Raw genomic sequence first — 26,034 nt, 5'->3', positions numbered from 1 at the left:
CGCATGACGGATCACTCGGGTCTCGAAGCGGAGCTGCGGGGGGCGGTGCGGGGCGAGGTCGGCTTCGACGCCACCAGCCGGGCCCTGGTCACCATGGACGCGTCCAACTACCGGCGCGTCCCGCTGGGGGTCGTGGCGCCCGCGGACGCCGACGACGTGGCCGCCGTGCTGGAGGTGTGCCGGGCACGCGGGGTGCCGGTGGTGGCGCGCGGCGGCGGCACGTCGATCGCCGGGCAGGCGACCGGCACGGGAGTGGTGCTGGACTTCACCCGGCACATGAACGGCCTGGTGGAGCTGGACCCGGGCAGCAGGACGGCCGTCGTCCAGCCGGGGCTCGTCCTGGACCGGCTCCAGGAGGCCGCCGCTCCGCACGGACTCCGGTTCGGCCCGGATCCGTCCACGCACAGCCGGTGCACGCTGGGCGGAATGATCGGCAACAACGCGTGCGGTTCCCACTCGGTCGCCTGGGGCACGACCGCGGACAGCGTGCGGGAGCTGTCCGTCGTCACCGCGCGCGGGCGGCGGTTGCGGCTCGGGCGCGGATGGGCGGGCGCGCCGGAGGGGCTGCGGGAGCTCGCCGAGGGCGAACTGGCCCGGCTGCGCACCGGCTTCCCCGACCTGCCCCGCCGCATCTCCGGGTACGCGCTGGACGCGCTGCTGCCCGAGAAGGGCGCCGACGTCGCCCGCTCCTTCTGCGGCTCCGAGGGCACCCTCGGCATCCTCACCGAGGCCGTGGTCGGTCTGGTCGAGGCGCCCCGCGCGCGTGCGCTGGCCGTGCTGGCGTACGCCGACGAGAGCGCGGCCGCCGAAGCCGCCGCCGGCCTGCTGCCGTTGCGGCCGCTCACGGTGGAGGGCATGGCCGCCGACCTGGTGCCGGCCGGGTCCGGGCTGCCCGGGGGCGGCGCCTGGCTGTTCGTGGAGACCGGCGGGGAGACGGCGGGCGAGGCCCACGCGCACGCCGAGCGGATCGTGCGCGCCGCGGACGTCGTGGACGCCCTCGTCGTCACCGACCCGGCGGCCCAGCGGACCCTGTGGCGCATCCGCGAGGACGCGGCCGGCACGGCCACCCGGATGCCGGACGGCACGGAGGCCTGGCCCGGCTGGGAGGACTGCGCGGTCCCGCCCGCCCGGCTCGGCGCCTACCTGCGCGACTTCCGCGCCCTGCTGTCGTCCCACGGCCTGCGCGGCACGCCGTACGGCCACTTCGGCGACGGCTGCATCCACGTCCGCATCGACTTCGACCTGCTCACCGAGGCCGGCATCGGCCGCTTCCGCCGCTTCTCCGAGGAACTGGCCGACCTGGTGGTGGCCCACGGCGGCTCCCTGTCCGGGGAGCACGGCGACGGCCAGGCCCGCGCGGAACTGCTCCCGCGGATGTACGGCGCGGAGACGGTCCGCCTCTTCGAGCGCGCGAAGGCGGTCTGGGACCCCGACGACCTGCTCAACCCCGGCATCCTGGTCCGCCCGGCCCCCCTCGACACGAACCTCCGCTTCTCCGTCCTGCCGAGCCGCCGGACCGACGCGACCACCAAACCCTCCGACTCCCCGGCCGGCGCGACCACCGGACCCTCCGACTCCCCGGCCGGTGCCGTCTCCGGTTCCCCGGCCGGTGCGGCCTCCGGCCAGCCGGTCGACGTCGCCTTCGGGTACCCCGCCGACGGTGGCGACTTCGCCGCGGCCGTCCGCCGCTGCGTCGGCGTCGCCAAGTGCCGTACGACCACGGCGGCCGGCCCCGCCGTGATGTGCCCCTCCTACCGGGCCACCGGCGAGGAACAGCACTCCACGCGCGGCCGCGCGCGGCTGCTGCACGAGATGCTCGCGGGCGAGGTGATCACCGACGGCTGGGGGTCCACGGAAGTCCGGGACGCCCTCGACCTCTGCCTGTCCTGCAAGGGCTGCCGCTCGGACTGCCCGGTCGGCGTGGACATGGCCACCTACAAGGCGGAGTTCCTGCACCACCACTACGCCGGCCGCCGCCGCCCCGCCGCCCACCACACCATGGGCCGCCTCCCGGAGTGGCTCCGCTGGACGGCCCGCACCCACACCGCGCCGCTCCTGAACGCGCTGGCTTCGGTCGGCCCGCTGGCCCGCATCGGCAAACGGCTGGGCGGGCTGGCACGGGAACGGGAGATCCCGAGGCTGGCGACCCGGACGTTCAGCGGCTGGTGGCGCCGACGCAAACCGACCGAATCCCCGGACTCACCGGACTCACCGGACTACTCGGCCTCCGGGGCCCTGGTGGTCCTCTGGCCCGACACCTTCACCGAACACCTCTCGCCGTCCGTCGGACAGGCCGCCGTGCGCGTGCTGGAGGCCGCCGGGCTGCGGGTGGCGCTCCCGCCCACCCGGCTGCCGGGCCGCGGAGCCGTCGCCGACGGCCGGACAAGGGCGGCGACGGCACTGCTCACCGCCCGCAGGGCCCGGGTCTGCTGCGGACTCACCTACATCTCCACCGGCCAGCTGGACCGCGCCCGCCGCGTCCTGCGCCGCACCCTGGACCTGATGGAACCGGTGCTGCGGGCCCGGGTCCCGGTCGTCGTCCTGGAGCCGAGCTGCGCCGCCGCCCTCCGCGGCGACCTCCCGGAACTCCTGCCCGACGACCCGCGGGCCGCCCAGCTCGCCGCCGCGGTCCTCACCTTCGCCGAAACCCTGGAGCGGCACGCCCCCGACTGGATCCCGCCCGCCGTCGACCGCCCGGTGGCCGGCCAGACCCACTGCCACCAGCACGCGGTGCTCGGCGACACCCCCGACCGCCGCCTGCGCGCCGCCGCCGGACTCACCGGCGAGCTGAGCGGAGGCTGCTGCGGCCTGGCCGGCAACTTCGGCTTCGAGAAAGGCCACTTCGACGTCTCCCGCGCCTGCGCCGAGGAACAGCTCCTGCCGACCGTCCGGCACGCACCCCCCGGCACGGTCGTCCTGGCCGACGGCTTCTCCTGCCGCACCCAGCTGGAACAGCTCGCCGGGATCCGGGGCCGGCACCTGGCGGAGGTGCTCGCGGAGGCGCTGCCCTAAGGCCGCACCCAGTTTCACAAGAGAACTCTCAGCTTCGAGTACGTTGCGAGCGGGCCTCTCAGGAACCGCAAAGGAATTCACAGCACACCCTTGCCGATTTCGCGGTTCCGGACCTCTGGACGGCGTGTAACTTCTTCGATGTCGGGTTCCGGATACGGAATTCGGCATCACGAGAACAGTGCGACAAGAGGAGACGGTAATGAGCTTCAAGAAGCTTGCCCCGCTGCCCCCCAAGCCCAGGTCGAAGCAGCTCCCCCCGCCGCCGAAGCCGAAGCCGAAGAAGCACGCGCACAAGCCGCTGCCGAAGCCGCTGCCCGGCCAGGACAAGTGATCCGGAGCTGAACTGAAAGGGGTCGACGGTGCACCGTCGACCCCTTTTCCTCTTCCTTCGGGAAGGTGATTCGGAAAGGTTTTCTGATGGCTGGCGAAGGTGAAGAATACGATTACGAAGCACCTGTCATTCCCGCCCGCACGGCATTCCGCCGTTTCTGGCCGCTGACCAAGGGGCTCAGGAAATGGCTGCTCGTCGTCTGGCTGTGCACGGTGCTCGCCGCGCTCGCCGAGACCGAGGCCATCCTGCTGTTCAGCGACCTGGCCGACCACGCCCTGCAGAAGGGCTCGCTGGCCGCTTTCTGGAGCCCGGCCGCGAAGTGGCTGGGCATCGCGGTGGTCGGCGCGCTCGTCGCGTACGCGGGCAACTCGCTGGCCGCGTGGGCCACCGAGCGCTTCGTGATGCGGCTGCGCGAGCACGTCTTCGACCACGTCCAGCGACTGCCCCCGCACTTCTTCCAGCGCCACCGCCAGGGCGATCTGCTCTCCCGGCTGACCAGCGACGTCGAGGCCATCGAGACGATGGTCGTGTCCGGTCTCGTCGGCGCCGCCTCGGCGGCCTTCTCCGCCCTCTTCTACGCCGCCGCCGCGTTCTGGCTGCGCTGGGACCTCGCCGCGGCCACCTTCGTCCTCGCCCCCCTGTTCTGGCTGGCCGCCCGCCGCTTCTCCGGCTCCATCAAGGACGTCTCCCGCGCGGGCCGGGTCGCCGACGGCGCGATCACCTCCGTGGTGGAGGAGTCCCTCGGCAACATCGTCCTCACCCAGGCCTACGACCGACGGGACGCCGAGCGCCGCCGGCTGCACGAGGAGGCGAGCGCCTGGTTCCGCGCCTCCGTTCGCTCCACCCGCCTGAACGAGGCCTACGAGCAGCTGGTCCAGGTCATCGAGACGGTCTGCGTGCTCGCCGTGATCGGTATCGGAGCCTGGGAGATCTCCACCGGCCGGATGACCCTCGGCCAGCTCCTCGCCTTCGCCGCCTTCCTCGGCTACCTCTACCCGCCCGTCCGCGGTCTCGCCCAGCTCGGCCTCACGGTCACCGCGGCCACCGCGGGCGCCGAACGGCTCATCGAGATCCTGGACGTGCGCCCCTCCGTCACCGACCCCCGGCACGGCGCGGAGGTGGGCCGCCCGGACGGCACGGTCGAGGTCCGGGACGTGTCCTTCCGCTACCCCGGTGCCGACCGGACCGCCCTCGAAGGCCTCTCCTTCGCCGTCCGCCCCGGCGAGCTGGTGATCATCACCGGCCCGAGCGGCGCCGGCAAGTCCACGGTGTCCAAGCTGCTGCTGCGCTTCTACGACCCGGACTCCGGAGACGTCCTCCTGGACGGCGTCCCCGTGCGGGACTTCCCGCTGGCCCGGCTGCGCGAGTACGTCACCCTGCTCCCGCAGGAAACCCTGGTCCTGCACGACACGGTGCGCGCCAACATAGCCTGCGGTCGGCCGGGCGCCAGCGAGCAGGCGATCGTGGAGGCGGCGAAGGCGGCCGACGCCCACGACTTCATCGCCCGGCTCCCCGACGGCTACGACACCAAGGTCGACCCGAACTCCGCCCGCCTCTCCGGCGGTCAGCTCCAGCGCCTGGCCATCGCCCGCGCCATCCTGCGCGACGCACCCGTCCTGGTCCTGGACGAACCGACCACCGGCCTGGACGCGCTGGCCGCCCGCCGCGTCGTCAAGCCGCTGCGCCGCCTGATGGCGGGCCGTACGACGATCATGATCACGCACGATCTCAACCTCGCCCCCGACGCCGACCGCATCGTCGTCGTGGACCGCGGCCACGTCGTGGAGACCGGCCGCCACGACGAACTCCTCGCCCGGGGCGGCGCCTACGCCCGCCTGCACCGCTCCCAGAACAACGCGGTCCTGGACACCGGGGAACTGTGCATGCCGCTGTGGGAGGAACCCCAGCCGCCGGAACCGGCGCCGGCACCGGCATCCGCAGCGACACCGGCACCGGCGTACGAGTACGGGCACGGAGACGGCCAGGGGTACACCGTGCCCTCGGTCCTCCCGGACGGCCGTCCCCTCTTCCGCGACGAGGGGGTGTGGCCCAGCGGCTGACACGGGGGGTCCGGCATGCGGGACAGTCCCAAAAAGGGTTCACGCACCTGTCCAAGTCCATTACCCTGGACTTGGTAGTACATCGCGATGCACGAACTCGATCAAGCACCAGGACCGCCCGTGACCGCCGCACCCAGCACGACCTCGCCGTCCCAGACCGCGCCCTCCGCCGCGGGAGGAGGCCGTTTCGGCTCGCTCGGACCGGTCGGGCTGGTGCTGGCCGGCGGCATCTCGGTGCAGTTCGGCGGTGCGCTGGCGGTCACCCTGATGCCCCGGGCCGGTGCGCTGGGCGTGGTGACCCTGCGCCTCCTGGCGGCGGCGGTCGTCCTGCTCCTGGTCTGCCGTCCCCGCCTGCGCGGCCACTCGCGCACCGACTGGGGCACCGTGATCGTCTTCGGTATCACCATGGGCGCGATGAACGGCCTGTTCTACGAAGCGGTCGCCCGCATCCCGCTGGGCCCGGCGGTCACCCTCGAAGTCCTCGGCCCGCTGACCCTCTCGGTCCTGGCCTCGCGCCGCGCGATCAACGCGCTCTGGGCCGGTCTGGCCCTCGCGGGCGTGTTCCTGCTCGGCGGCGGAGGTTTCAGCGACCTGGACGCCACGGGTGTCGCCTTCGCCCTGGGGGCCGGAGCCATGTGGGCGGCCTACATAGTCTTCAGCGCCCGTACGGGCCGTCGCTTCCCGCAGGCCGACGGGCTGGCCCTCGCCATGGCCGTGGCGGCCCTCCTCTTCCTGCCGCTCGGCATCGCCGAGGCCGGCACCCGGCTCCTCGACCCCACCACCGTCGCCCTGGGCTCGGCGGTGGCCCTGCTCTCCTCGGTCCTGCCCTACACCCTCGAACTCCTGGCCCTGCGCCGGCTGCCGGCCTCCACCTTCGCCATCCTCATGAGCCTCGAACCCGCCATCGCGGCCACCGCCGGCTTCCTCATCCTCGGCCAGTCCCTGACCGCCGCCCAGGCCGCCGCGATCGCACTGGTCATCGCGGCGAGCATCGGCGCGGTCCGCACCCAGGTGGGCCGGAGCAAGGTCCCACCGCTCCCGGCCGAGGGCCAGTAACCTCCCCTTCCGGCCCGGCCCGGCCCGGCCCGGCCCGGCCCGGCCCGGCCCGGCCCGGCCCGGCCCGGCCCGGCCCGGCCCGGCCCGGCCCGGCCCGGCCCGGCCCGGCCCGGCCCGGCCCGGCCCGGAGTCCGGCTCGGCCCAGCCCTGCCCTAGCCCGGCCCAGCTCAGCCCGACCCGGCCGCAACCCGGCCCAGCCCGCCTCCCGTAACCCGCCCTGCCCGCGTCCCGGCACCCCCGCCCCCCGCACCCCCCGGCACCTCCCTTCCCTCGGCGCCTCCCTCCCCCTCACCCCCCGAGTGACTCGGACCCACCCCCAATTCATGCAAGCACGCTTGATTGTTTCTCCCCCCACTGCCATGCTCCCCCCATGGCCGACCCGACGCCCGTCATCGACGACCTGCGTGCCGAGAGCGGTGAACTCGACCTGCGTGTAGCCGAGTTGAGCCCTGAGCAGTGGGCCCTTCCCACGCCCGCGGCCGGCTGGACCGTCGCCCACCAGATCGCGCACCTCGCCTGGACCGACCGCTCGGCACTGGTCGCCGTCACCGACCCCGACGCCTTCCCGGCGCTGGTGGAGAAGGCACTCGCGGCGCCCGACTCGTTCGTGGACGACGGTGCCGAGGAGGGCGCCGCGCTTCCGCCCGCCGAGCTGCTCGCGGCCTGGCGCACCGGGCGTGCCGCTCTCGACCAGGCCCTGCGCGCCGCCCCGGCCGGCGCCCGCTTCCCCTGGTACGGCCCGCCCATGTCCGCCGCCTCCATGGCCACCGCCCGACTCATGGAGACCTGGGCGCATGCGCTGGACGTCGCCGATGCCCTGGGTGTGGTGCGTACACACACCGACCGGCTCCGGCATGTGGCCCGGCTCGGGGTCCGGACCCGCGACTTCGCCTTCGGTGTGCACGGACTCACCCCACCGGCCGACGAGTTCCGCGTGGAACTCACCGCGCCCTCGGGCGAGGTGTGGGCGTACGGCGACGAGCACGCCCTCCAGCGCGTCACCGGACCCGCCCTCGACTTCTGCCTCCTGGTCACCCAGCGCGCCCACCGCCACGACCTCGCCCTGACGGCCGTGGGGCCGGACGCCGACCGCTGGCTCGACATCGCGCAGGCCTTCGCGGGCCCGCCCGGCGCCGGCCGCCCGCCGAAGGAGGCCGGGAAGGAGGCCGGGAAGGAGGCCGGGAAGGAGGCCGGGAAGGTGGCCGGCCGGTGACACCCCTGCGCATCGGCAACTTCTCCGGCTTCTACGGCGACCGCGCAGACGCCCTGCGCGAGATGCTCACCGGCGGCGAGGTGGACGTCCTCACCGGCGACTACCTCGCCGAACTCACCATGCTCATCCTCGGCCGCGACCGGCTGAAGGACCCGTCGGCCGGTTATGCCCGCACCTTCCTGCGCCAGCTGGAGGACTGCCTCGGCCTCGCCCGCGAGCGCGGCGTGCGGATCGTCACCAATGCCGGAGGGCTCAACCCCGCCGGGCTCGCGGACCGGATACGGGGGCTGGCGGAGCGGCTCGGGACACCGGTGCGGGTCGCGTGGGTCGAGGGGGACGACCTCACCGCCGCCCACCCCGGCACCCTCGCCGCCCACGCCTACCTCGGCGGCTTCGGCATCGCCGAGTGCCTGCGGGCCGGCGCCGACGTGGTGGTCACCGGCCGGGTGACCGACGCGGCGCTCGTCACCGGGCCCGCCGCCGCCCACTTCGGCTGGCGCCCCACGGACCACGACCGGCTCGCCGGTGCCGTCGCCGCCGGGCATGTGCTGGAGTGCGGGACCCAGGCGACCGGCGGGAACTACGCCTTCTTCGGCGAGGGCGACGTACGGCGTCCCGGCTTCCCGCTCGCCGAGATCCACGCCGACGGCAGCAGCGTGATCACCAAGCACCCCGGCACCGGCGGCTTCGTGGACGTGGGCACGGTCACCGCCCAGCTGCTGTACGAGACCGGCGGCGCCCGGTACGCCGGACCCGACGTCACCGCCCGGCTGGACACCGTACGGCTGAGCCAGGACGGGCCGGACCGGGTACGGATCGAGGGGGTGCGCGGGGAGGCGCCGCCGCCCACGCTCAAGACCGGGCTCAACCGGCTCGGCGGCTTCCGCAACGAGGTCGTCTTCGTCCTCACCGGACTCGGCATCGAGGCCAAGGCGGCCCTGGTGCGCGAGCAGCTCGCCGCCGCGCTCGCCAAGACGCCGCCGCAGGACGTGCGGTGGGAACTGGTGCGGACCGACCGGGCCGACGCCGACACCGAGGAGACGGCCAGCGCCCTGCTGCGGCTCGTCGTGCGCGACCCGGACCAGCAGGTCGTGGGGCGCACGCTGAGCGGGGCCGCCGTGGAACTGGCCCTCGGCAGCTACCCGGGTTTCCATGTGTTGTCCCCACCGGGCAAGGGCGCCCCCTATGGGGTCTTCGAGGATGTGTACGTGCCCCATGGGGCCGTGGACCATGTGGCCGTCCTCCACGACGGACGCCGTGTCCTTGTGCCGCCACCCCAGGAGACACGGCCCCTGGAGGCCGTACCGCCTCCGCCCCTCCCCGAACCCCTCCCGCCCGGCCCCACCCGGCGCGCCCCCCTCGGCCTGGTCGCGGGAGCGCGCAGCGGCGACAAGGGCGGGAACGCCAACGTGGGGGTGTGGGCGCGGACGGACGAGGCCTGGCGGTGGCTCGCGCACACCCTCACCGCCGAAAGGTTCCGGCAGCTGCTGCCCGAGACCCGCGACCTGCCGGTGACCCGGCACCTCCTCGCGAACCTGCGCGCCCTCAACTTCGTCGTGGAGGGCATCCTCGGCGCCGGCGTCGCCGCACAGGCCCGCTTCGACCCGCAGGCCAAGGCCCTCGGCGAATGGCTGCGCTCCCGCTACCTGGACATCCCGGAGACCCTGCTGTGACGGTTCTGCAGACCGCTGTCGACCCCACCGCCCCCGACCACCGGGCCCACCGCGAGGCCATGCTCGCCAAGCTCGCCGGCCTGGAGGCCGAACACGCCAAGGCGCTCGCGGGCGGCGGCGAGAAGTACGTCCGGCGGCACCGCGAACGCGGCAAGCTGCTCGCCCGCGAGCGCATCGAACTGCTGCTGGACCCGGATACCCCGTTCCTGGAGCTGTCCCCGCTGGCCGCCTGGGGCAGCGACCACCCCGTCGGCGCCTCCCTCGTCACCGGCATCGGCGTGGTCGAGGGCGTGGAGTGCCTGATCACCGCGAACGACCCGACCGTACGCGGCGGCGCCAGCAACCCCTGGAGCCTGAAGAAGGCCCTGCGCGCGAACGACATCGCCCTCGCCAACCGGCTGCCCTGCATCAGCCTGGTCGAGTCGGGAGGCGCCGACCTGCCCTCCCAGAAGGAGATCTTCATCCCGGGCGGGGCGATCTTCCGCGACCTCACCCGGCTCTCCGCCGCCGGCATCCCGACCATCGCCGTCGTCTTCGGCAACTCCACCGCCGGCGGCGCCTACATCCCCGGCATGTCCGACCACGTGATCATGGTCAAGGAGCGGGCCAAGGTCTTCCTCGGCGGGCCGCCGCTGGTCAAGATGGCCACCGGCGAGGAGAGCGACGACGAGTCGCTGGGCGGCGCCGAGATGCACGCGCGCGTGTCCGGCCTCGCCGACTACTTCGCCCTGGACGAACCGGATGCCCTGCGCCAGGCCCGCCGGGTCGTCGCCCGGCTGGGCCACCGCAAGGCGTACCCGGACCCCGGCCCGGCCGAGCCGCCCGCATACGACCCCGAGGAACTGCTGGGCATCGTCCCGGACGACCTGAAGATCCCGTTCGACCCGCGCGAGGTCATCGCCCGGATCGTGGACGGCTCCGACTTCGACGAGTTCAAGCCGCTGTACGGCACCAGCCTGGTCACCGGCTGGGCCGCCCTGCACGGCTACCCCGTCGGCATCCTGGCCAACGCCCAGGGCGTCCTGTTCAGCGCCGAGTCGCAGAAGGCCGCCCAGTTCATCCAGCTCGCCAACCAGCGCGACATCCCGCTGCTGTTCCTGCACAACACCACCGGCTACATGGTCGGCAAGGAGTACGAGCAGGGCGGGATCATCAAACACGGCGCGATGATGATCAACGCGGTCAGCAACAGCCGGGTCCCGCACCTGTCGGTCCTGATGGGCGCGTCGTACGGCGCCGGGCACTACGGCATGTGCGGCCGGGCCTACGACCCGCGCTTCCTGTTCGCCTGGCCCAGCGCCAAGTCCGCCGTCATGGGCCCGCAGCAGCTCGCCGGCGTGCTCTCCATCGTCGCCCGGCAGTCGGCGGCGGCGAAGGGACAGCCCTACGACGAGGACGCGGACGCCGCCCTGCGCGCCATGGTGGAGCAGCAGATCGAGTCCGAGTCGCTGCCCACGTTCCTGTCCGGGCGGCTGTACGACGACGGCGTCATCGACCCGCGCGACACCCGCACCGTCCTCGGCCTCTGCCTCTCCGCCCTGCACACCGCGCCCTACGAGGGCGCGCGCGGCGGCTTCGGCGTCTTCCGGATGTGAGGGATCCCGTGATTTCCAGTGTGCTCGTCGCCAACCGGGGCGAGATCGCCTGCCGCGTCTTCCGCACCTGCGCCGACCTCGGCATCCGCACGGTCGCCGTGCACTCGGACGCCGACGAGAACGCGCTCCACGCGCGCGTGGCCGACACGGCGGTACGGCTGCCGGGCGCGGCACCCGCCGACACCTACCTGCGCGGCGACCTCGTCGTGAAGGCGGCCCTGGCCGCCGGCGCCGACGCCGTGCACCCCGGGTACGGCTTCCTGTCCGAGAACGCCGACTTCGCCCGCGCCGTCCTCGACGCCGGCCTGGTCTGGATCGGCCCGCCCCCGCAGGCCATCGAGGCCATGGCGTCCAAGACCCGCGCCAAGCGGCTGCTGGGCATCGAGCCCCTGCACGAGGTGACCGACGCCGACCTGCCCGTCCTGGTGAAGGCGGCGGCCGGCGGCGGAGGGCGCGGCATGCGGATCGTGCGCCGCCTGGACGAGCTGCCGGCCGCGCTGGAGAGCGCCCGCGCCGAGGCCGCGAGCGCCTTCGGCGACGGCGAGGTGTTCGTGGAGCCGTACCTCGAACACGGCCGCCACGTGGAGGTGCAGATCCTCGCCGACACCCACGGCACCGTCTGGCCCCTCGGCACCCGCGACTGCTCCCTCCAGCGCCGCCACCAGAAGGTGATCGAGGAGGCACCGGCGCCCGGACTCACCAAGCAGCTCGCGGAAGAGCTGCGCACGCTGGCCGTGCGCGCCGCCCGCGCCGTCTCCTACACCGGCGCCGGCACCGTCGAGTTCCTGGTAGCCGGCGGCCGCGCCCACTTCCTGGAGATGAACACCCGCCTCCAGGTCGAACACCCCGTCACCGAGGCGGTCTTCGGACTCGACCTGGTCGCCGAACAGATCCGGGTCGCCGAGGGACACGCCCTCGACAAGGTGCCCCCACGCGCGCGTGGCCACGCGGTCGAGGCCCGCCTCTACGCCGAGGACCCCGCCCGCGACTGGGCCCCGCAGACCGGCACCCTGCACCGCCTCGCCGTACCGGGCGGCGTCCGCCTGGACACCGGCTACACCGACGGCGACCCGATCGGCGTGCACTACGACCCGATGCTCGCCAAGGTCGTCGCCCACGCCCCCACGCGCGCGGAGGCCGTCCGCAGGCTCGCCGGCGCGCTGGAGTCCGCCGCGATCCACGGCCCCCGCACCAACCGGGACCTGCTGGTGCGCTCCCTGCGGCACCCGGAGTTCACCGCCGCGCGCATGGACACCGGCTTCTACGACCGCCACCTCGGCGAACTCACCGAGCCCGCCCCCGACCCCCTCGCCCCGCTGGCCGCCGCCCTCGCCGACGCCCACGGCCGCTCCCGCTTCGGCGGCTGGCGCAACGTCCCCTCACAACCGCAGGTCAAGCGGTACGAGATGGACGGCGAGGAGCACGAGGTCCGCTACCGGCACACCAGGAACGGACTCGCGGCGGACGGGGTCCGCGTCGTCCACGCCGACGCACGGCTCGTCGTCCTCGAAGCGGACGGCGTCCGCCGCAGGTTCGAGGTGGCCCGCTACGGCGACCAGGTCCACGTCGGCACCGCCCGCCTCACCGCCCTGCCCCGCTTCCCCGACCCGACCGCCCAGCTCGCGCCGGGGTCCCTGGTGGCCCCGATGCCGGGCACCGTCGTACGCCTCGCCGAGGGCCTCGCGGAAGGGGCAACGGTTCGGGCCGGCCAGGGCCTCATATGGGTGGAGGCGATGAAGATGCAGCACCGGATCGCGGCACCGGCCGCCGGAACCCTCACCGCCCTGCACGTCGAACCCGGCCAGCAGGTGGAGCCGGGCACCGTGCTGGCAGTAGTCCAGGAAACCTCTTCCTAGGAGCCCCATGACCGCCGTCATCGAATCCGAAGAGCACAAGGCCCTCCGATCCGCGGTAGCCGCCCTCGGCAAGCGCTACGGCCGCGACTACCGCGCCCGCACCGTCGCCGAGGGCAAACCCCCCGCCGAACTCTGGTCCGAGGCCGGCAAACTGGGCTACCTCGGCGTCAGCCTCCCGGAGGAGTACGGCGGAGGCGGCGGAGGCATAGCCGACCTCTCCATCGTGCTCGAAGAGCTCGGAGCCGCCGGCTCACCCCTGCTCATGCTGGTCGTCTCCCCGGCCATCTGCGGCACGGTGATCTCCCGCTTCGGCACCGAGGAGCAGAAACGGCGCTGGCTGCCCGGGATCGCCGACGGCAGCCGCCTCATGGCCTTCGGCATCACCGAACCCGACGCCGGCTCCAACAGCCACCGCATCACCACCACGGCCCGCCGGGACGGCACCAACTGGCTGCTGACCGGCCGCAAGGTCTTCGTCTCCGGCGTCGACATCGCCGACGCCGTCCTCATCGTCGGCCGCACCGAGGACGCCCGCACCGGCACCCTCAAACCCTGCCTGTTCATCGTCCCGACGGACGCCGAGGGCTTCCACAAGCACCCCATCGACATGGAACTCAACGCGGCCGAGAAGCAGTTCGAACTGGTCCTGGACGACGTACGGCTGCCCGCCGACGCGCTCGTGGGCGGGGGCCCCTCCCACGCTCCCGGCAGCGGGGGAGAGGACGCGGGGCTCCTCCAGCTGTTCGCCGGACTCAACCCCGAGCGGATCATGACCGCCGCGTTCGCGATCGGCATGGGCCGCCACGCCCTCGCCAGGGCGATCGAGTACGCCCGCGACCGCACGGTCTGGAAGGCCCCCATCGGCGCCCACCAGGCCATCGCCCACCCCCTGGCGCAGGCCCACATCGACCTGGAACTGGCCCGGCTCATGATGCAGAAAGCGGCCCACCTCTACGACTCCGGCGACGACATCGGCGCGGGCGAAGCCGCCAACATGGCCAAGTACGCGGCCGGAGAGGCCTGCGTGAAGGCCGTCGACCAGGCCGTGCACACCCTCGGCGGCAACGGCCTCACCCGCGAGTTCGGCCTCGCCTCGTTGATAACAGCCGCGCGCGTGGCCCGTATTGCACCGGTGAGCCGGGAGATGATTCTCAACTACGTCTCCCACCAGACCCTGGGCCTGCCCAAGTCCTACTGAGCGGCCCGGCGTGAGGAGGAACCGTGTTCCGCAGCGCGTACGCAGACGTCCCGCCCGTAGAACTCCCCATCCACGAAGCCGTCCTCGGCCGGGCCGCCGCCTTCGGCGACCATCCCGCCCTCGTCGACGGCACGGACGGCACCACCCTCACGTACGAGCAGGTGGACCGGTTCCACCGGCGCCTGGCCGCCGCCCTCGCCGACTCCGGCGTCCGCAAGGGCGACGTCCTCGCCCTGCACAGCCCCAACACGATCGCCTTCCCCACCGCCTTCTACGCGGCCACCCGCGCGGGTGCCGCCGTCACCACCGTGCACCCGCTCGCCACCGCCGAGGAGTTCGCGGGGCAGCTCCAGGACAGCGGCGCCCGCTGGATCGTCACCGTCTCCCCGCTGCTGGAGACCGCCCGCCGGGCCGCCGAGATCGCCGGCGGCGTACGAGAGATCCTGGTCTGCGACAGCGCCCCCGGGCACCGCTCGCTGACCGACCTGCTCGCCACCACCGCGCCCGAACCCGACCTCGCCATCGACCCGGCCGAGGACATCGCCGCACTGCCGTACTCCTCCGGCACCACCGGCACCCCCAAGGGCGTCATGCTCACCCACCGGCAGATCGCCACCAACCTCGCCCAGCTCGAACCCGCCGTCCCCACCGGACCCGGCGACCGCATCCTCGCCGTCCTGCCGTTCTTCCACATCTACGGCCTCACCGCCCTGATGAACGCGCCCCTGCGGCACGGCGCCACCGTCGTCGTCCTGCCCCGCTTCGAGCTGGAGACCTTCCTCGCCGCCATCGAGACCCACCGCATCACCGGCCTGTACGTCGCCCCGCCCATCGTCCTCGCCCTCGCCAAACACCCCGCCGTCAGCCGCTACGACCTCTCCTCCCTGAAGTACGTGATCAGCGCCGCCGCCCCCCTGGACGCCCGGCTCGCCCTCGCCTGCGCCGAACGCCTCGGCCTGCCCCCGATCGGCCAGGCGTACGGCATGACGGAACTGTCCCCCGGCACCCACGTCGTCCCCCTCGACCGGCTGCGCGAGGCCCCCGCCGGCACGGTCGGCCGGCTCATCGCCGGCACCGAGATGCGGATCGTCTCCCTGGACGACCCCGGCAAGGACCTCGGCACCGGCGAGCCCGGCGAGATCCTCATCCGCGGCCCCCAGGTGATGAAGGGCTACCTCGGCCGCCCCGACGCCACCGCCGCCATGATCGACACCGACGGCTGGCTGCACACCGGCGACGTCGGCCACGTCGACCCCGACGGCTGGCTGTTCGTCGTCGACCGGGTGAAGGAACTCATCAAGTACAAGGGCTTCCAGGTGGCCCCCGCCGAACTGGAAGCCCTCCTGCTCACCCACCCCGGCATCACCGACGCCGCCGTCATCGGCGCCCACAACGACGACGGCAACGAGATCCCGCACGCCTTCGTCGTCCGCGCCCCCACCGCCGACGACCTCACCGAGAACGACGTCCTGCTGTACGTCGCCGAACGCGTCGCCCCCTACAAACGCGTCCGCCGCGTCACCTTCACCGACACCGTCCCCCGCGCCGCCTCCGGCAAGATCCTGCGCCGACAGCTCAGGGAGCACCCATGACGGACCCGACCGCACGGATCGGCCGCACCCGCGCACGCGGCGTCGACACCCTCAGCCTCGACGCCACCGACACCCGCAACGCCCTGTCGGCGGCCCTCGTCACGGAACTCGCCACCGCCCTCACCGCCCTGGGCAAGGACCCGGACGTACGGGCCGTCGTCCTCACCCACACCGGCACCACCTTCAGCGCCGGCGCCGACCTGCGCGACCCGCCCGACCCCGACGCCCTCGTCGCCCTGCTCCGGCAGATCACCGAGCTGCCCAAGCCGGTCGTCGCCCGCGTCACCGGCCACGTCCGCGCCGGCGGCCTCGGCCTGCTCGCCGCCTGCGACATCGCCGTGGCCGGCCCCGGAGCCACCTTCGCCTTCACCGAGGTACGCATCGGAGTCGCCCCCGCCGTGATCTCCCTCCCCGTGATCCCGCGCACCGACCCCCGCGCCCTGGCCCGCTACTACCTCACCGGCGAACGCTTCACCCCCGCCGAAGCCGTACGCCTCGGCCTGCTGACGGCCACGGCGGACGACGTGGACGAAGCCCTCGCCCCCATCCTGGACGGCCTGCGCCGCTCCGCCCCCGAGGCCCTGGCCGAGACGAAACGGCTGCTCACGGCTAGGGTGCTGGAGACATTCGACCGGGACGCGGCCGAGCTGACCGCGCTCTCGGCCCGGCTGTTCGCCTCCCCCCGGGCCCGGGAGGGGATGACGGCCTTCCTGGAAAGACGTGATGCGGCATGGGTGGTGTGAGTACGACCGAACGCGAGCGCGTTCCCAAACAGGACCGCAGCCGGGCCACCCGGCAGCGGCTCCTGGAAGCCGCCGTGGCCTGCCTCGCCGAGCACGGCTGGGCAGGCTCCACGGTCGCCGCCGTCGCCGAACGCGCCGGCGTCTCCCGGGGCGCCGCCCAGCACCACTTCCCGACCCGCGAGGACCTCTTCACCGCCGCGGTCGAGTACGTCTCCGAGGAACGCTCCCTCGCCCTGCGCGCCCTCTTCCCCGACGGCCCCGCCGACCGCCGGGCCGTCGTCACCGCCCTGGTCGACCTCTACACCGGCCCCCTCTTCCGCGCCGCCCTCCACCTGTGGGTCGCCGCGTCCAACGAGGAACAACTGCGCCCGCGCGTGACCGAGCTGGAGGCCCGCGTCGGCCGCGAGACCCACCGCATCGCCGTCGACCTCCTCGACGCCGACGAGTCCCGCCCCGGCGTCCGCGAAACCGTCCAGGGCCTCCTCGACATGGCCCGCGGCCTCGGCCTCGCCAACCTCCTCACCGACGACACCCCCCGCCGCGAACGGGTCGTCGCCCAGTGGGCCGCCCTGCTGGAGGACGCACTCGGCTAAGGGGCTCACGTCCGGACCACGCCGGACCGGGCCGAACCCTTGACGACCAGCCGGACCAGGCCGTGCCGGACGTCGCGGCCCCCGGCCGTTACCGGCCGTCCCCCCCCGGGAGCCACGACGACACGTCCGGCCGGGGGATCGTCGCAGGGGCGCGCTACCCTTGGCGCATGCTTCCGATGCTCGTTCGCCGACGCCACGTGGACTACGTGCGCGTCACGAGCATGGGCTGTCGGCGCCTCTCCGCCTGACCAGCCCCCATCCCACGCTTTTCTTTCCCTTTTCCGGCACCCGGGGGCCGCTCCCACCCCTCGGCGGCCACCCGCGCCCCGTACACCCCGCGGACGCACCATGACCACGCACTCAGCGACGTCGTACCACCAGCTCCCGATCATCGACCTCTCCGCCGCCGACCGCGGCCCCCAGGCCCGCTCTCTCCTCCACGCCCAGCTCCACAGCGCCGCCCACGACGTCGGCTTCTTCCAGCTCGTCGGACACGGCGTGACCCAGGCCGAGACCGACGCGCTGCTCACCGCGATGCGCGCCTTCTTCGCCCTCCCCGAGGCCGACCGGCTCGCCCTGGACAACACCGGCTCCCCGCACTTCCGCGGCTACACCCGCACCGGCGACGAACGCACCGCCGGCGCCCGCGACTGGCGCGACCAGCTCGACATAGGCGCCGAACGGCCCGCCCGGATCCCCGCCCCCGGCGAACCCCCGTACTGGTGGCTCCAGGGCCCCAACCAGTGGCCGGCCGCCCTCCCCGAACTCCGCACGGCCGCCCTCGCCTGGATCGACCGACTCAGCGAGGTCGCCCACCGCCTCCTGCACGAACTCCTGGCCTCGATCGGCGCCCCGGCCGACTTCTACGACCCGGTCTTCGGCCCCCACGCCCACCCGCACCTCAAACTCGTCCGCTACCCCGGCAGCGCGGGCGACGGCACCGACCAGGGCGTCGGCGCCCACAAGGACTACGGCTTCCTCACCCTCCTCCTCCAGGACACGGTCGGCGGCCTCCAGGTCCAGCGCGAGGACGGCCGCTTCCACGACGTACCGCCCATCGAGGGCGCCTTCGTCGTCAACCTCGGCGAACTCCTGGAGGTCGCCACCAACGGCTACCTGCTCGCCACCAACCACCGGGTGGTCAGCCCACCCGGCGCCACGGAACGCTTCTCGGTCCCGTTCTTCTACAACCCCCGCCTGGACGCGAAGATCGCCCCGCTCCCCTTCCCGCACGCCTCGAAGGCCCCCGGCATCACCACCGACCCGACGAACCCGCTCCACGCCGAGTACGGCTACAACGAACTCAAGGGCAAACTGAGGGCCCACCCGCTGGTCGCGGAGAGGTACCACGGGAACCTGCTGACACCGGCCTGACCCACTCCCAGAGCGCGGGGCCGCATCGACAGGCGGCCCCGTCGCACGGCGCCATCAGCCACGGCGACCGGCCACGGCCACGCGCCCCGAGCAACCCCTCTCAGCGGGCGATCTCCCCGTACCCCTCGATGTCCTCAGGCCGCCGCGGACCTGGCCCCACATACCGCGCGGACGGCCGCACCAGCCGCCCCGTCCGCTTCTGCTCCAGAATGTGCGCCGACCACCCGGCCGTACGGGCACACGTGAACATCGACGTGAACATGTGGGCCGGTACCTCCGCGAAGTCCAGCATGATCGCCGCCCAGAACTCCACGTTGGTGGCCAGCACCCGGTCCGGCCGGCGGTTGTGCAACTCCTCCAGCGCGGCCTTCTCCAACGCCTCGGCCACCTCGAACCGGGGCGCACCCAGCTCCCGCGCCGTACGCCGCAGCACCCGCGCCCGCGGGTCCTCCGCCCGGTACACCCGGTGCCCGAAGCCCATCAGCCGCTCACCGCGGTCCAGCGCCCGCCTGACGTAGGCCTCCGCGTCCCCCGTGCGCTCGATCTCCTCGATCATCCCGAGCACCCGCGACGGCGCACCGCCGTGCAGCGGACCGGACATCGCACCCACCGCGCCGGACAGCGCCGCGGCGACATCCGCACCGGTGGAGGCGATGACCCGCGCCGTGAAGGTGGAGGCGTTCATGCCGTGCTCGGCCGCGGAGGTCCAGTACGCGTCGACGGCCGCGACGTGCTTGGGGTCCGGCTCGCCCCGCCACCGGATCATGAACCGCTCCACCACGGAACCGGCCTTGTCGATCTCCCGCTGCGGCACCATCGGCAGCCCCTGACCGCGCGCGGACTGGGCGACGTACGACAGGGCCATGACGGCGGCCCGCGCCAGGTCCTCCCGGGCCTGCCGCTCGTCGATGTCGAGCAGGGGACGCAGCCCCCAGACGGGGGCGAGCATGGCGAGCGCCGACTGCACGTCCACCCGGATGTCACCGGAGTGCACGGGGATCGGGAAGGGCTCGGCGGGCGGCAGACCGGGGTTGAAGGCGCCGTCGACCAGCAGACCCCACACGTTCCCGAAGGAGACGTGCCCCACCAGGTCCTCGATGTCGACACCCCGGTAACGCAGGGCGCCACCCTCCTTGTCCGGTTCGGCGATCTCCGTCTCGAACGCGACGACTCCCTCGAGCCCGGGTACGAAATCGGACATCAGGCGGCTCCTCGTGATGTGTGGGCGGCGGTCACCCCGGTGATGCCCCGATCCGCCGGTGGTCACCCGTGGTCAACCCAACCGCAAAGGGACCAGCACGATAACCCCCGGTGCCATGGTTGGGGAGACCACACGACACCGAGTGCCATACCCGTTCGATACGGCAAGATGACCGCGTGACCGACCGCGACCCGCTCCTGGACCCCGTCCTCGATCCCGCCGCCATGCGCAAGCAGTACCGGGCCGACGGCCTCGCCGAGGAGGACCTCGCCACCCATCCGATGGACCAGTTCACCCGCTGGTTCGAGGACGCCGCCCGCGCGGCCCTGCACGGCACGCTCTACGAACCCAACGCGATGGTCGTCTCCACGGCGGACGCACAGGGCCGCCCCAGCTCACGCACGGTGCTGATGAAGCAGTACGACACCGACGGCTTCGTCTTCTTCACCAACTACGACTCCCGCAAGGGCCGCGACCTGGCCGAGAACCCGCACATCTCGCTGCTCTTCCCCTGGCACCCGCTGGCCCGCCAGGTCATCGTCACCGGCACCGCCCGGCGCACCGGCCGCGACGAGACCGCCGCCTACTTCCGCACCCGCCCGCACGGCTCCCAGCTGGGCGCCTGGGCCAGCGCCCAGTCCCGGGTGATCGCCTCGCGCACCGAACTCGACACGTCCTACGCGGAACTCGCGGCCCGCTACCCGGAGGACGAACGGGTCCCGGTCCCGCCGCACTGGGGCGGCTTCCGCGTCACCCCGGAGACGATCGAGTTCTGGCAGGGCCGCGTGAACCGCCTCCACGACCGCCTGCGCTACGTCGCCCGGCCGGACGGCACCTGGAAGGTCGAACGCCTCAGCCCCTGACGGGCCCGCACAACGCAGACGACCCGCGGGCTGGGTTCCTCCGAGGAGGAGCCGGCCGGACGTACCGGCAGCCCGCGGGTCGGGTGACTGCTTGGGATTGGCCGGCTGCACGCGTCTGTCGCGCGCTGGTCCGGCACCGCACATGGCGTGGTGACGGGCCGCTAGCCCGCAGCCACCTCACGCGTCCGGGATTCATACATCTGCCGGATCACCTCCTTTCACCGTGTAACCGCCACCCTAGGAAGTCGCTGGCGCGGGCTCAACTGTTTTTTTCGGGAACGCTGACGGCACGGCTTCGGGCCGGATGCCGTAGCCGTATCCGTCGCCCCGCTGGAGCAGCCGCAGATGCCGGTGCGAGACGTTGACGCGGCCGCCTGGGACGGCGAGGCTGTGCTGTCCTCTCGCGCGCACCGAGATGCGCCCCGTCCACGTGCCTTTCCACCTGCCTGAAGGCACGACTGCCCGTACGAGATCTCCCGTGCTGTACCCGAAGTGCTGCTTCCTGCGGGTTCGCGGGAGCCGTGGGAATCCATACCGGTCCGGTGTGGTGCGGGCGTAGGTTCCACGGCCGGTGGCTTTCACGACGAGGACTCCATCGGGGATCCGCACGATCCCATTCCCGCTCTCGTGGCCGAGCGGGCCGACGGACAGGGCGTCCAGCGTGTGCGTCTTGCCGAGGCCCGTGGCATCGCGGTTCGCTTTGGTCACAGCGCCTGGCCAGGCGTGCACGGGCTTGCCGAGTGTCTGTAGTGCCTGAACGAGCCGCGTCTGGATGGCATTCATGGCCGCGGCGTCCCGGAGCGGCGCCTTGGTCTGACCGAGGATCTCGGCCAGGAGTTCGGGGCGGTGGGCCAGGAAGGTCTCGACGGATCGACTGCCTTTGGCCTTGTTGCAGGGCACGCAGGAGAGGACGAGGTTCGCGACGCGGTGGGAACCTCGCCTGCTGCGTGGTCGTACGTGCTCCACGTTGAGAGGCACGCCGGTGGCCCCGCAGTAGGCGCAGGCGTTGTGCCACCGAGTGCGGAGGTAGGCGCGCGCTGTGGTGCCTACGAGGGGGCCACGGGTGTACTCCGCGCCGTACAGAGGTCGGCCGGCGCTCATGGAGTGCGTGTCGAAGGCGCTGCGTTCCACGTGAACCTCCGAGACGGGCGCCCAGCGGCACAGGCGTCTCGCGACAGAGAAGGTGGTGTCGACACGGTGGCGCAAGGAGGGCGGGAGCCATCCCTCGGGCTGGAGCCGGTTCTTCGCGCGTGGTGATCGGTATCGGCAGTTCGCTGAGCGTCGCCGGTGCCGGTACCCCGCGCGTCGCAGCATGGTGCTGTGAATCTGCGCGCCTCGATGCCGGAGTTCCACGGAGACCAGCCCACGCCGCGCAGTGATCGCAATGCCGTCTTCGGTGATGTGCTGTTTCTCGTCGGTGAGGACGAGTCCGGTGCCTTGGGAGCCGGGGTCGATGCGCAACTGAACGCCGACGACTTCCGACCCGGCCAGCGTGCGATTCTTCAGCCGGATGGTGAAGGGCACGTGGCGGGCGACCACGGCCCTGCCCCTGCGGAGAAGCTCACGGGCGCGGGCGGGGTGGCAGGGCATGAGGGGGTGCCCGTCCCGGGAGAGGACGAAGACCCGGCCGTTGCCGGTGCCGGCCTTGGACTTTCGGTCGTGCGGGGGAGCGTCACCGCTCCCGTTCTCTGCTGTGTTCGCTGCCGTGGCAACGTTCTTGGCGTGACGCCGACGGGTTCCGGTGCCGTACCCGTCGATCTCCCCTCGCCCATGTTCCCCGCCGGTGCCCCGCGCGGTGGCGGGGTGTCCGTGAGCCGTTTCGTCCCTGCTCCCGGGGGTGTCTGCTCTCGCGGATTCCAGTGCGGGCTGCTGAGGAAGCACAGCCCGGTGGGTCTGCTCGCCTGCGGGAAACGTAGTCATCGGTGCACCTCCCTGATCACGTCGATCGTGATGACTCGGGCTGGTCATTCGTCGGCTGTGGCCGGGGAGCGAATGACCTCCCTTCTCGTGTGTGCGGATGAACTTAACGAAGCGGGCCGGAGCAGACAGGGTGAACGGCCGCAAGTCGCTCGCACGTGCGAATGTCGCCGAACCTGCGAACGGGCGGACGTCCTAGCTGGTAGAGGCCGGCGCGCACGCGTGTACTGGGGGTGGACGCGGTCGAGATGTGTGTGTCGGTGGTGAACGAGGAAGGGCTGCGGCTCGCCGTGTTGTCCGGTCTGTGGAGATCGTGCGATGTGTGCTGGACGGAGAAGGGGGACGGGTGGGCCGACCTGCGGGCGTCGCTGGATGGAACGGGGCATTGATCTCCGGAATCTTCCGGGAACATGCTGTGTGCTGGGTCACGTTCCAGTTGAATGAAGGCCAGTGAGCGAACCGAGCGCCGTGTGTGCGCGGACGCGGCTTCCAGGGGGTCCAGGTGAGTGCTTCGCGGCGGAGTGGGGCCACTGATGAGCTGGGGCCGGACGAGCCCGGTGAGCCCGGCGGGTCCGATCTGCTCGCCGCGCTGCTGGACGGCATGGACGCGGCGCTGTGCGCCTTCGACGCCGACGGGGTCGTGACCCACTGGAACCGGGAGGCCGAGCGGATCCTCGGCTGGACGGCGGCGGAGGCGGTCGGGCGGCACGGGTTCGCCGGGTGGGCGGTGCGCACCGCGGACGCCGAGGAGGTGCAGGCCCGGCTGATGTCGGCGATGCGCGCGCCGGGGCGGCAGGTGCACGAGTTCGCGCTCGTCATCAAGGGCGGCGGGCGGGTGCTCGTACGGACGCAGTCGGCCGCCGTGCGCGGGCCCGACGGGAAGCCCGCCGGGGTGTACTGCGCGTTCAGCGAGGTGCACGCGCAGATAGACCTGGAGCGGTCGATCGCGCTGAGCGAGGCGCTGTTCGAGGACGCGTCCTGGGGAGTCGTCCTGGTCGACGCCGACCTGCGGCCCGCCGTCGTGAACGCGCACGCGGCGCGGACGCTGGGGGTGGGCCGTACGGCCGTGCTGGGGCGTCCGCTGGGCGAGCTGCTCGCGCAGGGGGTGGAGGAACTGGAGGCCGCGCTGACCCACGTCCTCGCCGAGGGCGCGCCGCCCGCGCCCGCCGAGATGTGGGTGACCGTGCGGACCCCGGAGGGCGAGAAGCGGCGCTGCTGGCGCAGCGGGTTCGTGCGGCTGGCCTCCCCGCTCGCGGAGGAGCCGGTGCCGCTGGGGGTGGGGTGGCTGTTCGAGGACGTCACCGAGGCCAAGCAGGGGGAGCAGGAGGCGTCCCTGCTGCGGTTCCGGACGAACCAGCTGCACCGCGCGGCGCGGGCCGCGGCCGAGTGCGAGGACCCGGTGGAGGCGGCCACCGTGCACCTGGACTTCGCCCTCGCCGGTTTCGCCGACCACGCCCTCGTCGACCGGGTGGCGGGCGCCCCCCGCGCGGAGGGCGAGGAACGCTCCGTGCGGCTGGTGCGGCTCGCCGTCACGCCCGCCGGGGCGCCGGGTCCGAGCCTGCTCACGGGGGCGGCCGGGCTGCCCGTGCGCTATCCGGAGGGGCATCCGGCGCTGCGGTGCGTGGAGCGGGCCGGGACGGTGCGCGCGGACGCCGGGCCGGCTGCGGCCGAGCGGACGCGGGAGTGGGCGCTGGAGAGGCAGTGGCCCGGCGACGCGGTGCACGCGCTGTGCGCGGTGCTGCGCAGCCGGGGGCGGACGCTGGGGGTGGTGACCTTCCTGCGCGGTGCCGGCCGCAGCCGCTTCGAGCGGTCCGACGCCGCCTACGCGGAGGACGTCGCCGCCCGGATCGCGACGGTGCTGGACCTGGCGGAGGCGGTGCGGGGGCGGTCGGGGGAGTAGCCGGGGGCAGCCGGGGTCGGAGGGCAGCCGGGCTCGGCCTGCGGGCGGGGCGGCTGACGGGGCTGTCAGTGGTGGCCGGCGGTGGCGGCTGTCAGTGGCGGTAGAAGATCCGGTCGCCGTACTCCGCCATCACCCGGCCGTTCCACTCGTGGCCGCCGTCGACGTTGCCGGAGCGCAGCAGCGGGGGTTCGATGCCGCGGTCGGCGAGGGCGGCGGCGGTGGTCGCGATGACGGCCTGCATCAGGGCGGTGGTGACGACGGTGGAGGCGGGGGCGAAGGGCGCCGGGATGGTGTCGAGGGCGAGTTCCGCGTCGCCGACGGCGATCTTGGAGTCGAGGACGATGTCGCAGTGGTCCTTGAGGAAGGTGCCGGAGCTGTGCCGGGACGTCGTCTGCGAGGCGTACGCCACCGAGGTGACGCCGATGACCTTGATGCCGAGGGCGCGGGCGCTCAGGGCCATCTCGACGGGCAGGGCGTTGCGTCCGGAGAGCGAGATGATCACGAGGGCGTCGCCGGCGCGGAGCGGGGAGGTGTCGAGGACGGCGGTCGCGAGTCCGTCGACACGTTCGAGGGCGGAGCCGAGGGTGGCGGGGGTGACGTCGACGCCGACGACACCGGGTACGGCGAGCAGGTTCATCAGCGCGAGGCCGCCCGCGCGGTAGACGACGTCCTGGGCGGCCAGTGAGGAGTGCCCGGCGCCGAAGGCGAACAGGCGGCCGCCGGCCGCGACGGTGTCGGCGAGCAGGGTGCCGGCCGCGGTGATCGCTTCGGCCTCCTCGTCGCGGACCCGGTGCAGCAGGCCGATGGCGGCGTCGAAGAACAGGTCGGCAGGCGTGCCGTCGCTCATGCGGTGCCCCTTCGCAGCGTCTGTGTCGCGGATCACCGTGCGGTCTGGACCATCTCGGTGTCAATACGGCCGGGGTGCGGCGGCGGGGAGCCGGGTGCGTCCGTTTTCCCGCTGCCGCCCGCTTGTCAGTGGGATCCGGCAGAATTGGTGCCAGGGCCTGCGCAAGCGGCCGGCTGCCGGCAGAGGTAATCGAGGGGCACGTATGTCCGGACTGATCGACACCACGGAGATGTATCTCCGCACCATCCTCGAACTCGAAGAGGAAGGCGTCGTCCCCATGCGCGCCCGCATCGCGGAGCGGCTGGACCAGAGCGGGCCGACCGTGAGCCAGACGGTGGCGCGGATGGAGCGCGACGGTCTGGTCTCCGTGGCCAGCGACCGGCACCTGGAGCTGACCGACGAGGGCCGCCGGCTGGCGACGCGCGTGATGCGCAAGCACCGCCTGGCGGAGTGCCTGCTCGTGGATGTGATCGGGCTGGAGTGGGAGCAGGTGCACGCGGAGGCCTGCCGCTGGGAGCACGTGATGAGCGAGGCCGTCGAGCGCCGTGTGCTGGAGCTGCTGAGGCATCCGACCGAGTCGCCGTACGGCAACCCCATCCCGGGCCTGGAGGAGCTGGGCGAGAAGGACGGGGCGGATCCGTTCCTGGACGAGAGCATGGTGTCGCTGGCCGATCTGGACCCGGGCACGGACGGCAAGACGGTCGTCGTCCGTCGTATCGGCGAGCCGATCCAGACGGATGCGCAGTTGATGTACACGCTGCGGCGGGCGGGCGTGCAGCCCGGTTCCGTGGTCAGTGTGACGGAGTCGCCCGGTGGTGTGCTGGTGGGCAGCGGCGGCGAGGCGGCCGAGCTGGCGGCGGACATCGCTTCCCACGTGTTCGTCGCCAAGCGCTGATCAAGGAGAGGGCCCCGGCGCCGTGTGGCGCCGGGGCCTGTCCTCCCCTGTGCTGACCCGGAGCCCCGAGCTCTCAGGGTCTTCCCCTCGGACCGTTTTTCCCCGAGCGGTCCGC

At 73.1% G+C, this 26,034-nt stretch carries 19 protein-coding genes; 16 read left to right on the top strand and 3 right to left on the bottom strand.

All coding sequences use genetic code 11. The features are described 5' to 3' along the window. Positions 1 to 3: 3 nt before the first annotated feature. The 13 genes from IEZ20_RS05470 to IEZ20_RS05415 all read left to right on the top strand — a co-directional run bounded on the left by IEZ20_RS05470 (position 4) and on the right by IEZ20_RS05415 (position 18,296). Entirely contained in the window at positions 4 to 3,012 is a 3,009-nt protein-coding gene (locus tag IEZ20_RS05470) for an FAD-binding and (Fe-S)-binding domain-containing protein (RefSeq protein WP_189294948.1), read from the top strand. 199 nt (positions 3,013 to 3,211) lie between these two features. After that, positions 3,212 to 3,343: a hypothetical protein gene (locus IEZ20_RS40330; protein ID WP_256464697.1), complete on the top strand. Its 132-nt coding sequence runs from the start codon at positions 3,212 to 3,214 to the stop codon at positions 3,341 to 3,343. 86 nt (positions 3,344 to 3,429) lie between these two features. Beyond that, on the top strand, positions 3,430 to 5,403 hold the full coding sequence (locus tag IEZ20_RS05465; protein ID WP_189294947.1) for an ABC transporter ATP-binding protein: 1,974 nt from the start codon (positions 3,430 to 3,432) through the stop codon (positions 5,401 to 5,403). A gap of 87 nt (positions 5,404 to 5,490) precedes the next feature. Beyond that, complete coding sequence (locus IEZ20_RS05460) at positions 5,491 to 6,459, top strand: EamA family transporter (RefSeq protein WP_189294946.1); 969 nt, start codon at positions 5,491 to 5,493, stop codon at positions 6,457 to 6,459. A 370-nt stretch (positions 6,460 to 6,829) separates the two neighbouring features. Then, positions 6,830 to 7,672, top strand: coding sequence for a TIGR03084 family metal-binding protein (locus IEZ20_RS05455; RefSeq protein ID WP_189294945.1), 843 nt, complete (start codon positions 6,830 to 6,832; stop codon positions 7,670 to 7,672). Beyond that, positions 7,669 to 9,345: an acyclic terpene utilization AtuA family protein gene (locus IEZ20_RS05450; protein WP_189294944.1), complete on the top strand. Its 1,677-nt coding sequence runs from the start codon at positions 7,669 to 7,671 to the stop codon at positions 9,343 to 9,345. Before IEZ20_RS05455 ends, IEZ20_RS05450 begins: the two co-directional genes overlap by 4 nt. Then, positions 9,342 to 10,940, top strand: coding sequence for an acyl-CoA carboxylase subunit beta (locus tag IEZ20_RS05445; protein ID WP_189294943.1), 1,599 nt, complete (start codon positions 9,342 to 9,344; stop codon positions 10,938 to 10,940). Before IEZ20_RS05450 ends, IEZ20_RS05445 begins: the two co-directional genes overlap by 4 nt. 8 nt (positions 10,941 to 10,948) lie before the next feature. After that, positions 10,949 to 12,796, top strand: coding sequence for an acetyl/propionyl/methylcrotonyl-CoA carboxylase subunit alpha (locus tag IEZ20_RS05440; protein WP_189294942.1), 1,848 nt, complete (start codon positions 10,949 to 10,951; stop codon positions 12,794 to 12,796). Between the two features lie 7 nt (positions 12,797 to 12,803). Then, positions 12,804 to 13,994, top strand: coding sequence for an acyl-CoA dehydrogenase family protein (locus tag IEZ20_RS05435; protein ID WP_189294941.1), 1,191 nt, complete (start codon positions 12,804 to 12,806; stop codon positions 13,992 to 13,994). A 23-nt stretch (positions 13,995 to 14,017) separates the two neighbouring features. Continuing rightward, on the top strand, positions 14,018 to 15,586 hold the full coding sequence (locus tag IEZ20_RS05430; RefSeq protein ID WP_189294940.1) for a 4-coumarate--CoA ligase family protein: 1,569 nt from the start codon (positions 14,018 to 14,020) through the stop codon (positions 15,584 to 15,586). Then, positions 15,583 to 16,329, top strand: coding sequence for an enoyl-CoA hydratase family protein (locus tag IEZ20_RS05425; protein WP_189294939.1), 747 nt, complete (start codon positions 15,583 to 15,585; stop codon positions 16,327 to 16,329). The genes IEZ20_RS05430 and IEZ20_RS05425 overlap by 4 nt, the downstream gene beginning before the upstream one ends. Beyond that, the gene (locus tag IEZ20_RS05420) at positions 16,317 to 16,922 is read left to right on the top strand and encodes a TetR/AcrR family transcriptional regulator (protein ID WP_189294938.1); all 606 of its coding nucleotides are present in this window, start codon (positions 16,317 to 16,319) and stop codon (positions 16,920 to 16,922) included. The genes IEZ20_RS05425 and IEZ20_RS05420 overlap by 13 nt, the downstream gene beginning before the upstream one ends. 348 nt (positions 16,923 to 17,270) lie before the next feature. Beyond that, on the top strand, positions 17,271 to 18,296 hold the full coding sequence (locus IEZ20_RS05415) for an isopenicillin N synthase family dioxygenase (protein WP_189294937.1): 1,026 nt from the start codon (positions 17,271 to 17,273) through the stop codon (positions 18,294 to 18,296). Between the two features lie 100 nt (positions 18,297 to 18,396). On the opposite strand, the gene IEZ20_RS05410 is transcribed toward IEZ20_RS05415, so the two are convergent. Next, on the bottom strand, positions 18,397 to 19,497 hold the full coding sequence (locus IEZ20_RS05410; RefSeq protein ID WP_189294936.1) for a citrate synthase 2: 1,101 nt from the start codon (positions 19,495 to 19,497) through the stop codon (positions 18,397 to 18,399). 176 nt (positions 19,498 to 19,673) lie between these two features. Between IEZ20_RS05410 and pdxH the strand changes: the two genes are divergently transcribed. Then, the gene (pdxH, locus tag IEZ20_RS05405) at positions 19,674 to 20,360 is read left to right on the top strand and encodes a pyridoxamine 5'-phosphate oxidase (RefSeq protein WP_189294935.1); all 687 of its coding nucleotides are present in this window, start codon (positions 19,674 to 19,676) and stop codon (positions 20,358 to 20,360) included. A 237-nt stretch (positions 20,361 to 20,597) separates the two neighbouring features. Here the strand turns inward: pdxH and iscB are convergent, their stop codons facing one another. After that, the gene (gene iscB, locus IEZ20_RS05400; RefSeq protein ID WP_189294934.1) at positions 20,598 to 22,280 is read right to left on the bottom strand and encodes an RNA-guided endonuclease IscB; all 1,683 of its coding nucleotides are present in this window, start codon (positions 22,278 to 22,280) and stop codon (positions 20,598 to 20,600) included. A gap of 499 nt (positions 22,281 to 22,779) precedes the next feature. Between iscB and IEZ20_RS05395 the strand changes: the two genes are divergently transcribed. Next, on the top strand, positions 22,780 to 24,177 hold the full coding sequence (locus IEZ20_RS05395; protein WP_189294933.1) for a PAS domain-containing protein: 1,398 nt from the start codon (positions 22,780 to 22,782) through the stop codon (positions 24,175 to 24,177). Between the two features lie 91 nt (positions 24,178 to 24,268). Here the strand turns inward: IEZ20_RS05395 and IEZ20_RS05390 are convergent, their stop codons facing one another. Next, on the bottom strand, positions 24,269 to 25,024 hold the full coding sequence (locus IEZ20_RS05390; protein ID WP_189294932.1) for an SIS domain-containing protein: 756 nt from the start codon (positions 25,022 to 25,024) through the stop codon (positions 24,269 to 24,271). A gap of 202 nt (positions 25,025 to 25,226) precedes the next feature. On the opposite strand from IEZ20_RS05390, the gene IEZ20_RS05385 reads away from it, so the two are divergent. Continuing rightward, positions 25,227 to 25,919, top strand: coding sequence for an iron-dependent transcriptional repressor DtxR (locus tag IEZ20_RS05385; RefSeq protein WP_189294931.1), 693 nt, complete (start codon positions 25,227 to 25,229; stop codon positions 25,917 to 25,919). Positions 25,920 to 26,034: the final 115 nt, after the last annotated feature.

Source organism: Streptomyces cinerochromogenes, assembly GCF_014648635.1.
Taxonomy (GTDB): domain Bacteria; phylum Actinomycetota; class Actinomycetes; order Streptomycetales; family Streptomycetaceae; genus Streptomyces; species Streptomyces cinerochromogenes.
Note: the sequence above shows the minus strand (reverse complement) of the source record. Positions and strands in the feature narration are given on the sequence as shown.

What these genes read in the sequence shown, in the direction of transcription:
- IEZ20_RS05470 (WP_189294948.1), top strand. Translation starts at nt 4, where the DNA reads ATGACGGATCACTCGGGTCTCGAAGCGGAGCTGCGGGGGGCGGTGCGG.
- IEZ20_RS40330 (WP_256464697.1), top strand. Translation starts at nt 3,212, where the DNA reads ATGAGCTTCAAGAAGCTTGCCCCGCTGCCCCCCAAGCCCAGGTCGAAG.
- IEZ20_RS05465 (WP_189294947.1), top strand. Translation starts at nt 3,430, where the DNA reads ATGGCTGGCGAAGGTGAAGAATACGATTACGAAGCACCTGTCATTCCC.
- IEZ20_RS05460 (WP_189294946.1), top strand. Translation starts at nt 5,491, where the DNA reads ATGCACGAACTCGATCAAGCACCAGGACCGCCCGTGACCGCCGCACCC.
- IEZ20_RS05455 (WP_189294945.1), top strand. Translation starts at nt 6,830, where the DNA reads ATGGCCGACCCGACGCCCGTCATCGACGACCTGCGTGCCGAGAGCGGT.
- IEZ20_RS05435 (WP_189294941.1), top strand. Translation starts at nt 12,804, where the DNA reads ATGACCGCCGTCATCGAATCCGAAGAGCACAAGGCCCTCCGATCCGCG.
- IEZ20_RS05425 (WP_189294939.1), top strand. Translation starts at nt 15,583, where the DNA reads ATGACGGACCCGACCGCACGGATCGGCCGCACCCGCGCACGCGGCGTC.
- IEZ20_RS05420 (WP_189294938.1), top strand. Translation starts at nt 16,317, where the DNA reads ATGGGTGGTGTGAGTACGACCGAACGCGAGCGCGTTCCCAAACAGGAC.
- IEZ20_RS05415 (WP_189294937.1), top strand. Translation starts at nt 17,271, where the DNA reads ATGACCACGCACTCAGCGACGTCGTACCACCAGCTCCCGATCATCGAC.
- IEZ20_RS05410 (WP_189294936.1), bottom strand. Translation starts at nt 19,497, where the DNA reads ATGTCCGATTTCGTACCCGGGCTCGAGGGAGTCGTCGCGTTCGAGACG.
- iscB (WP_189294934.1), bottom strand. Translation starts at nt 22,280, where the DNA reads ATGACTACGTTTCCCGCAGGCGAGCAGACCCACCGGGCTGTGCTTCCT.
- IEZ20_RS05390 (WP_189294932.1), bottom strand. Translation starts at nt 25,024, where the DNA reads ATGAGCGACGGCACGCCTGCCGACCTGTTCTTCGACGCCGCCATCGGC.
- IEZ20_RS05385 (WP_189294931.1), top strand. Translation starts at nt 25,227, where the DNA reads ATGTCCGGACTGATCGACACCACGGAGATGTATCTCCGCACCATCCTC.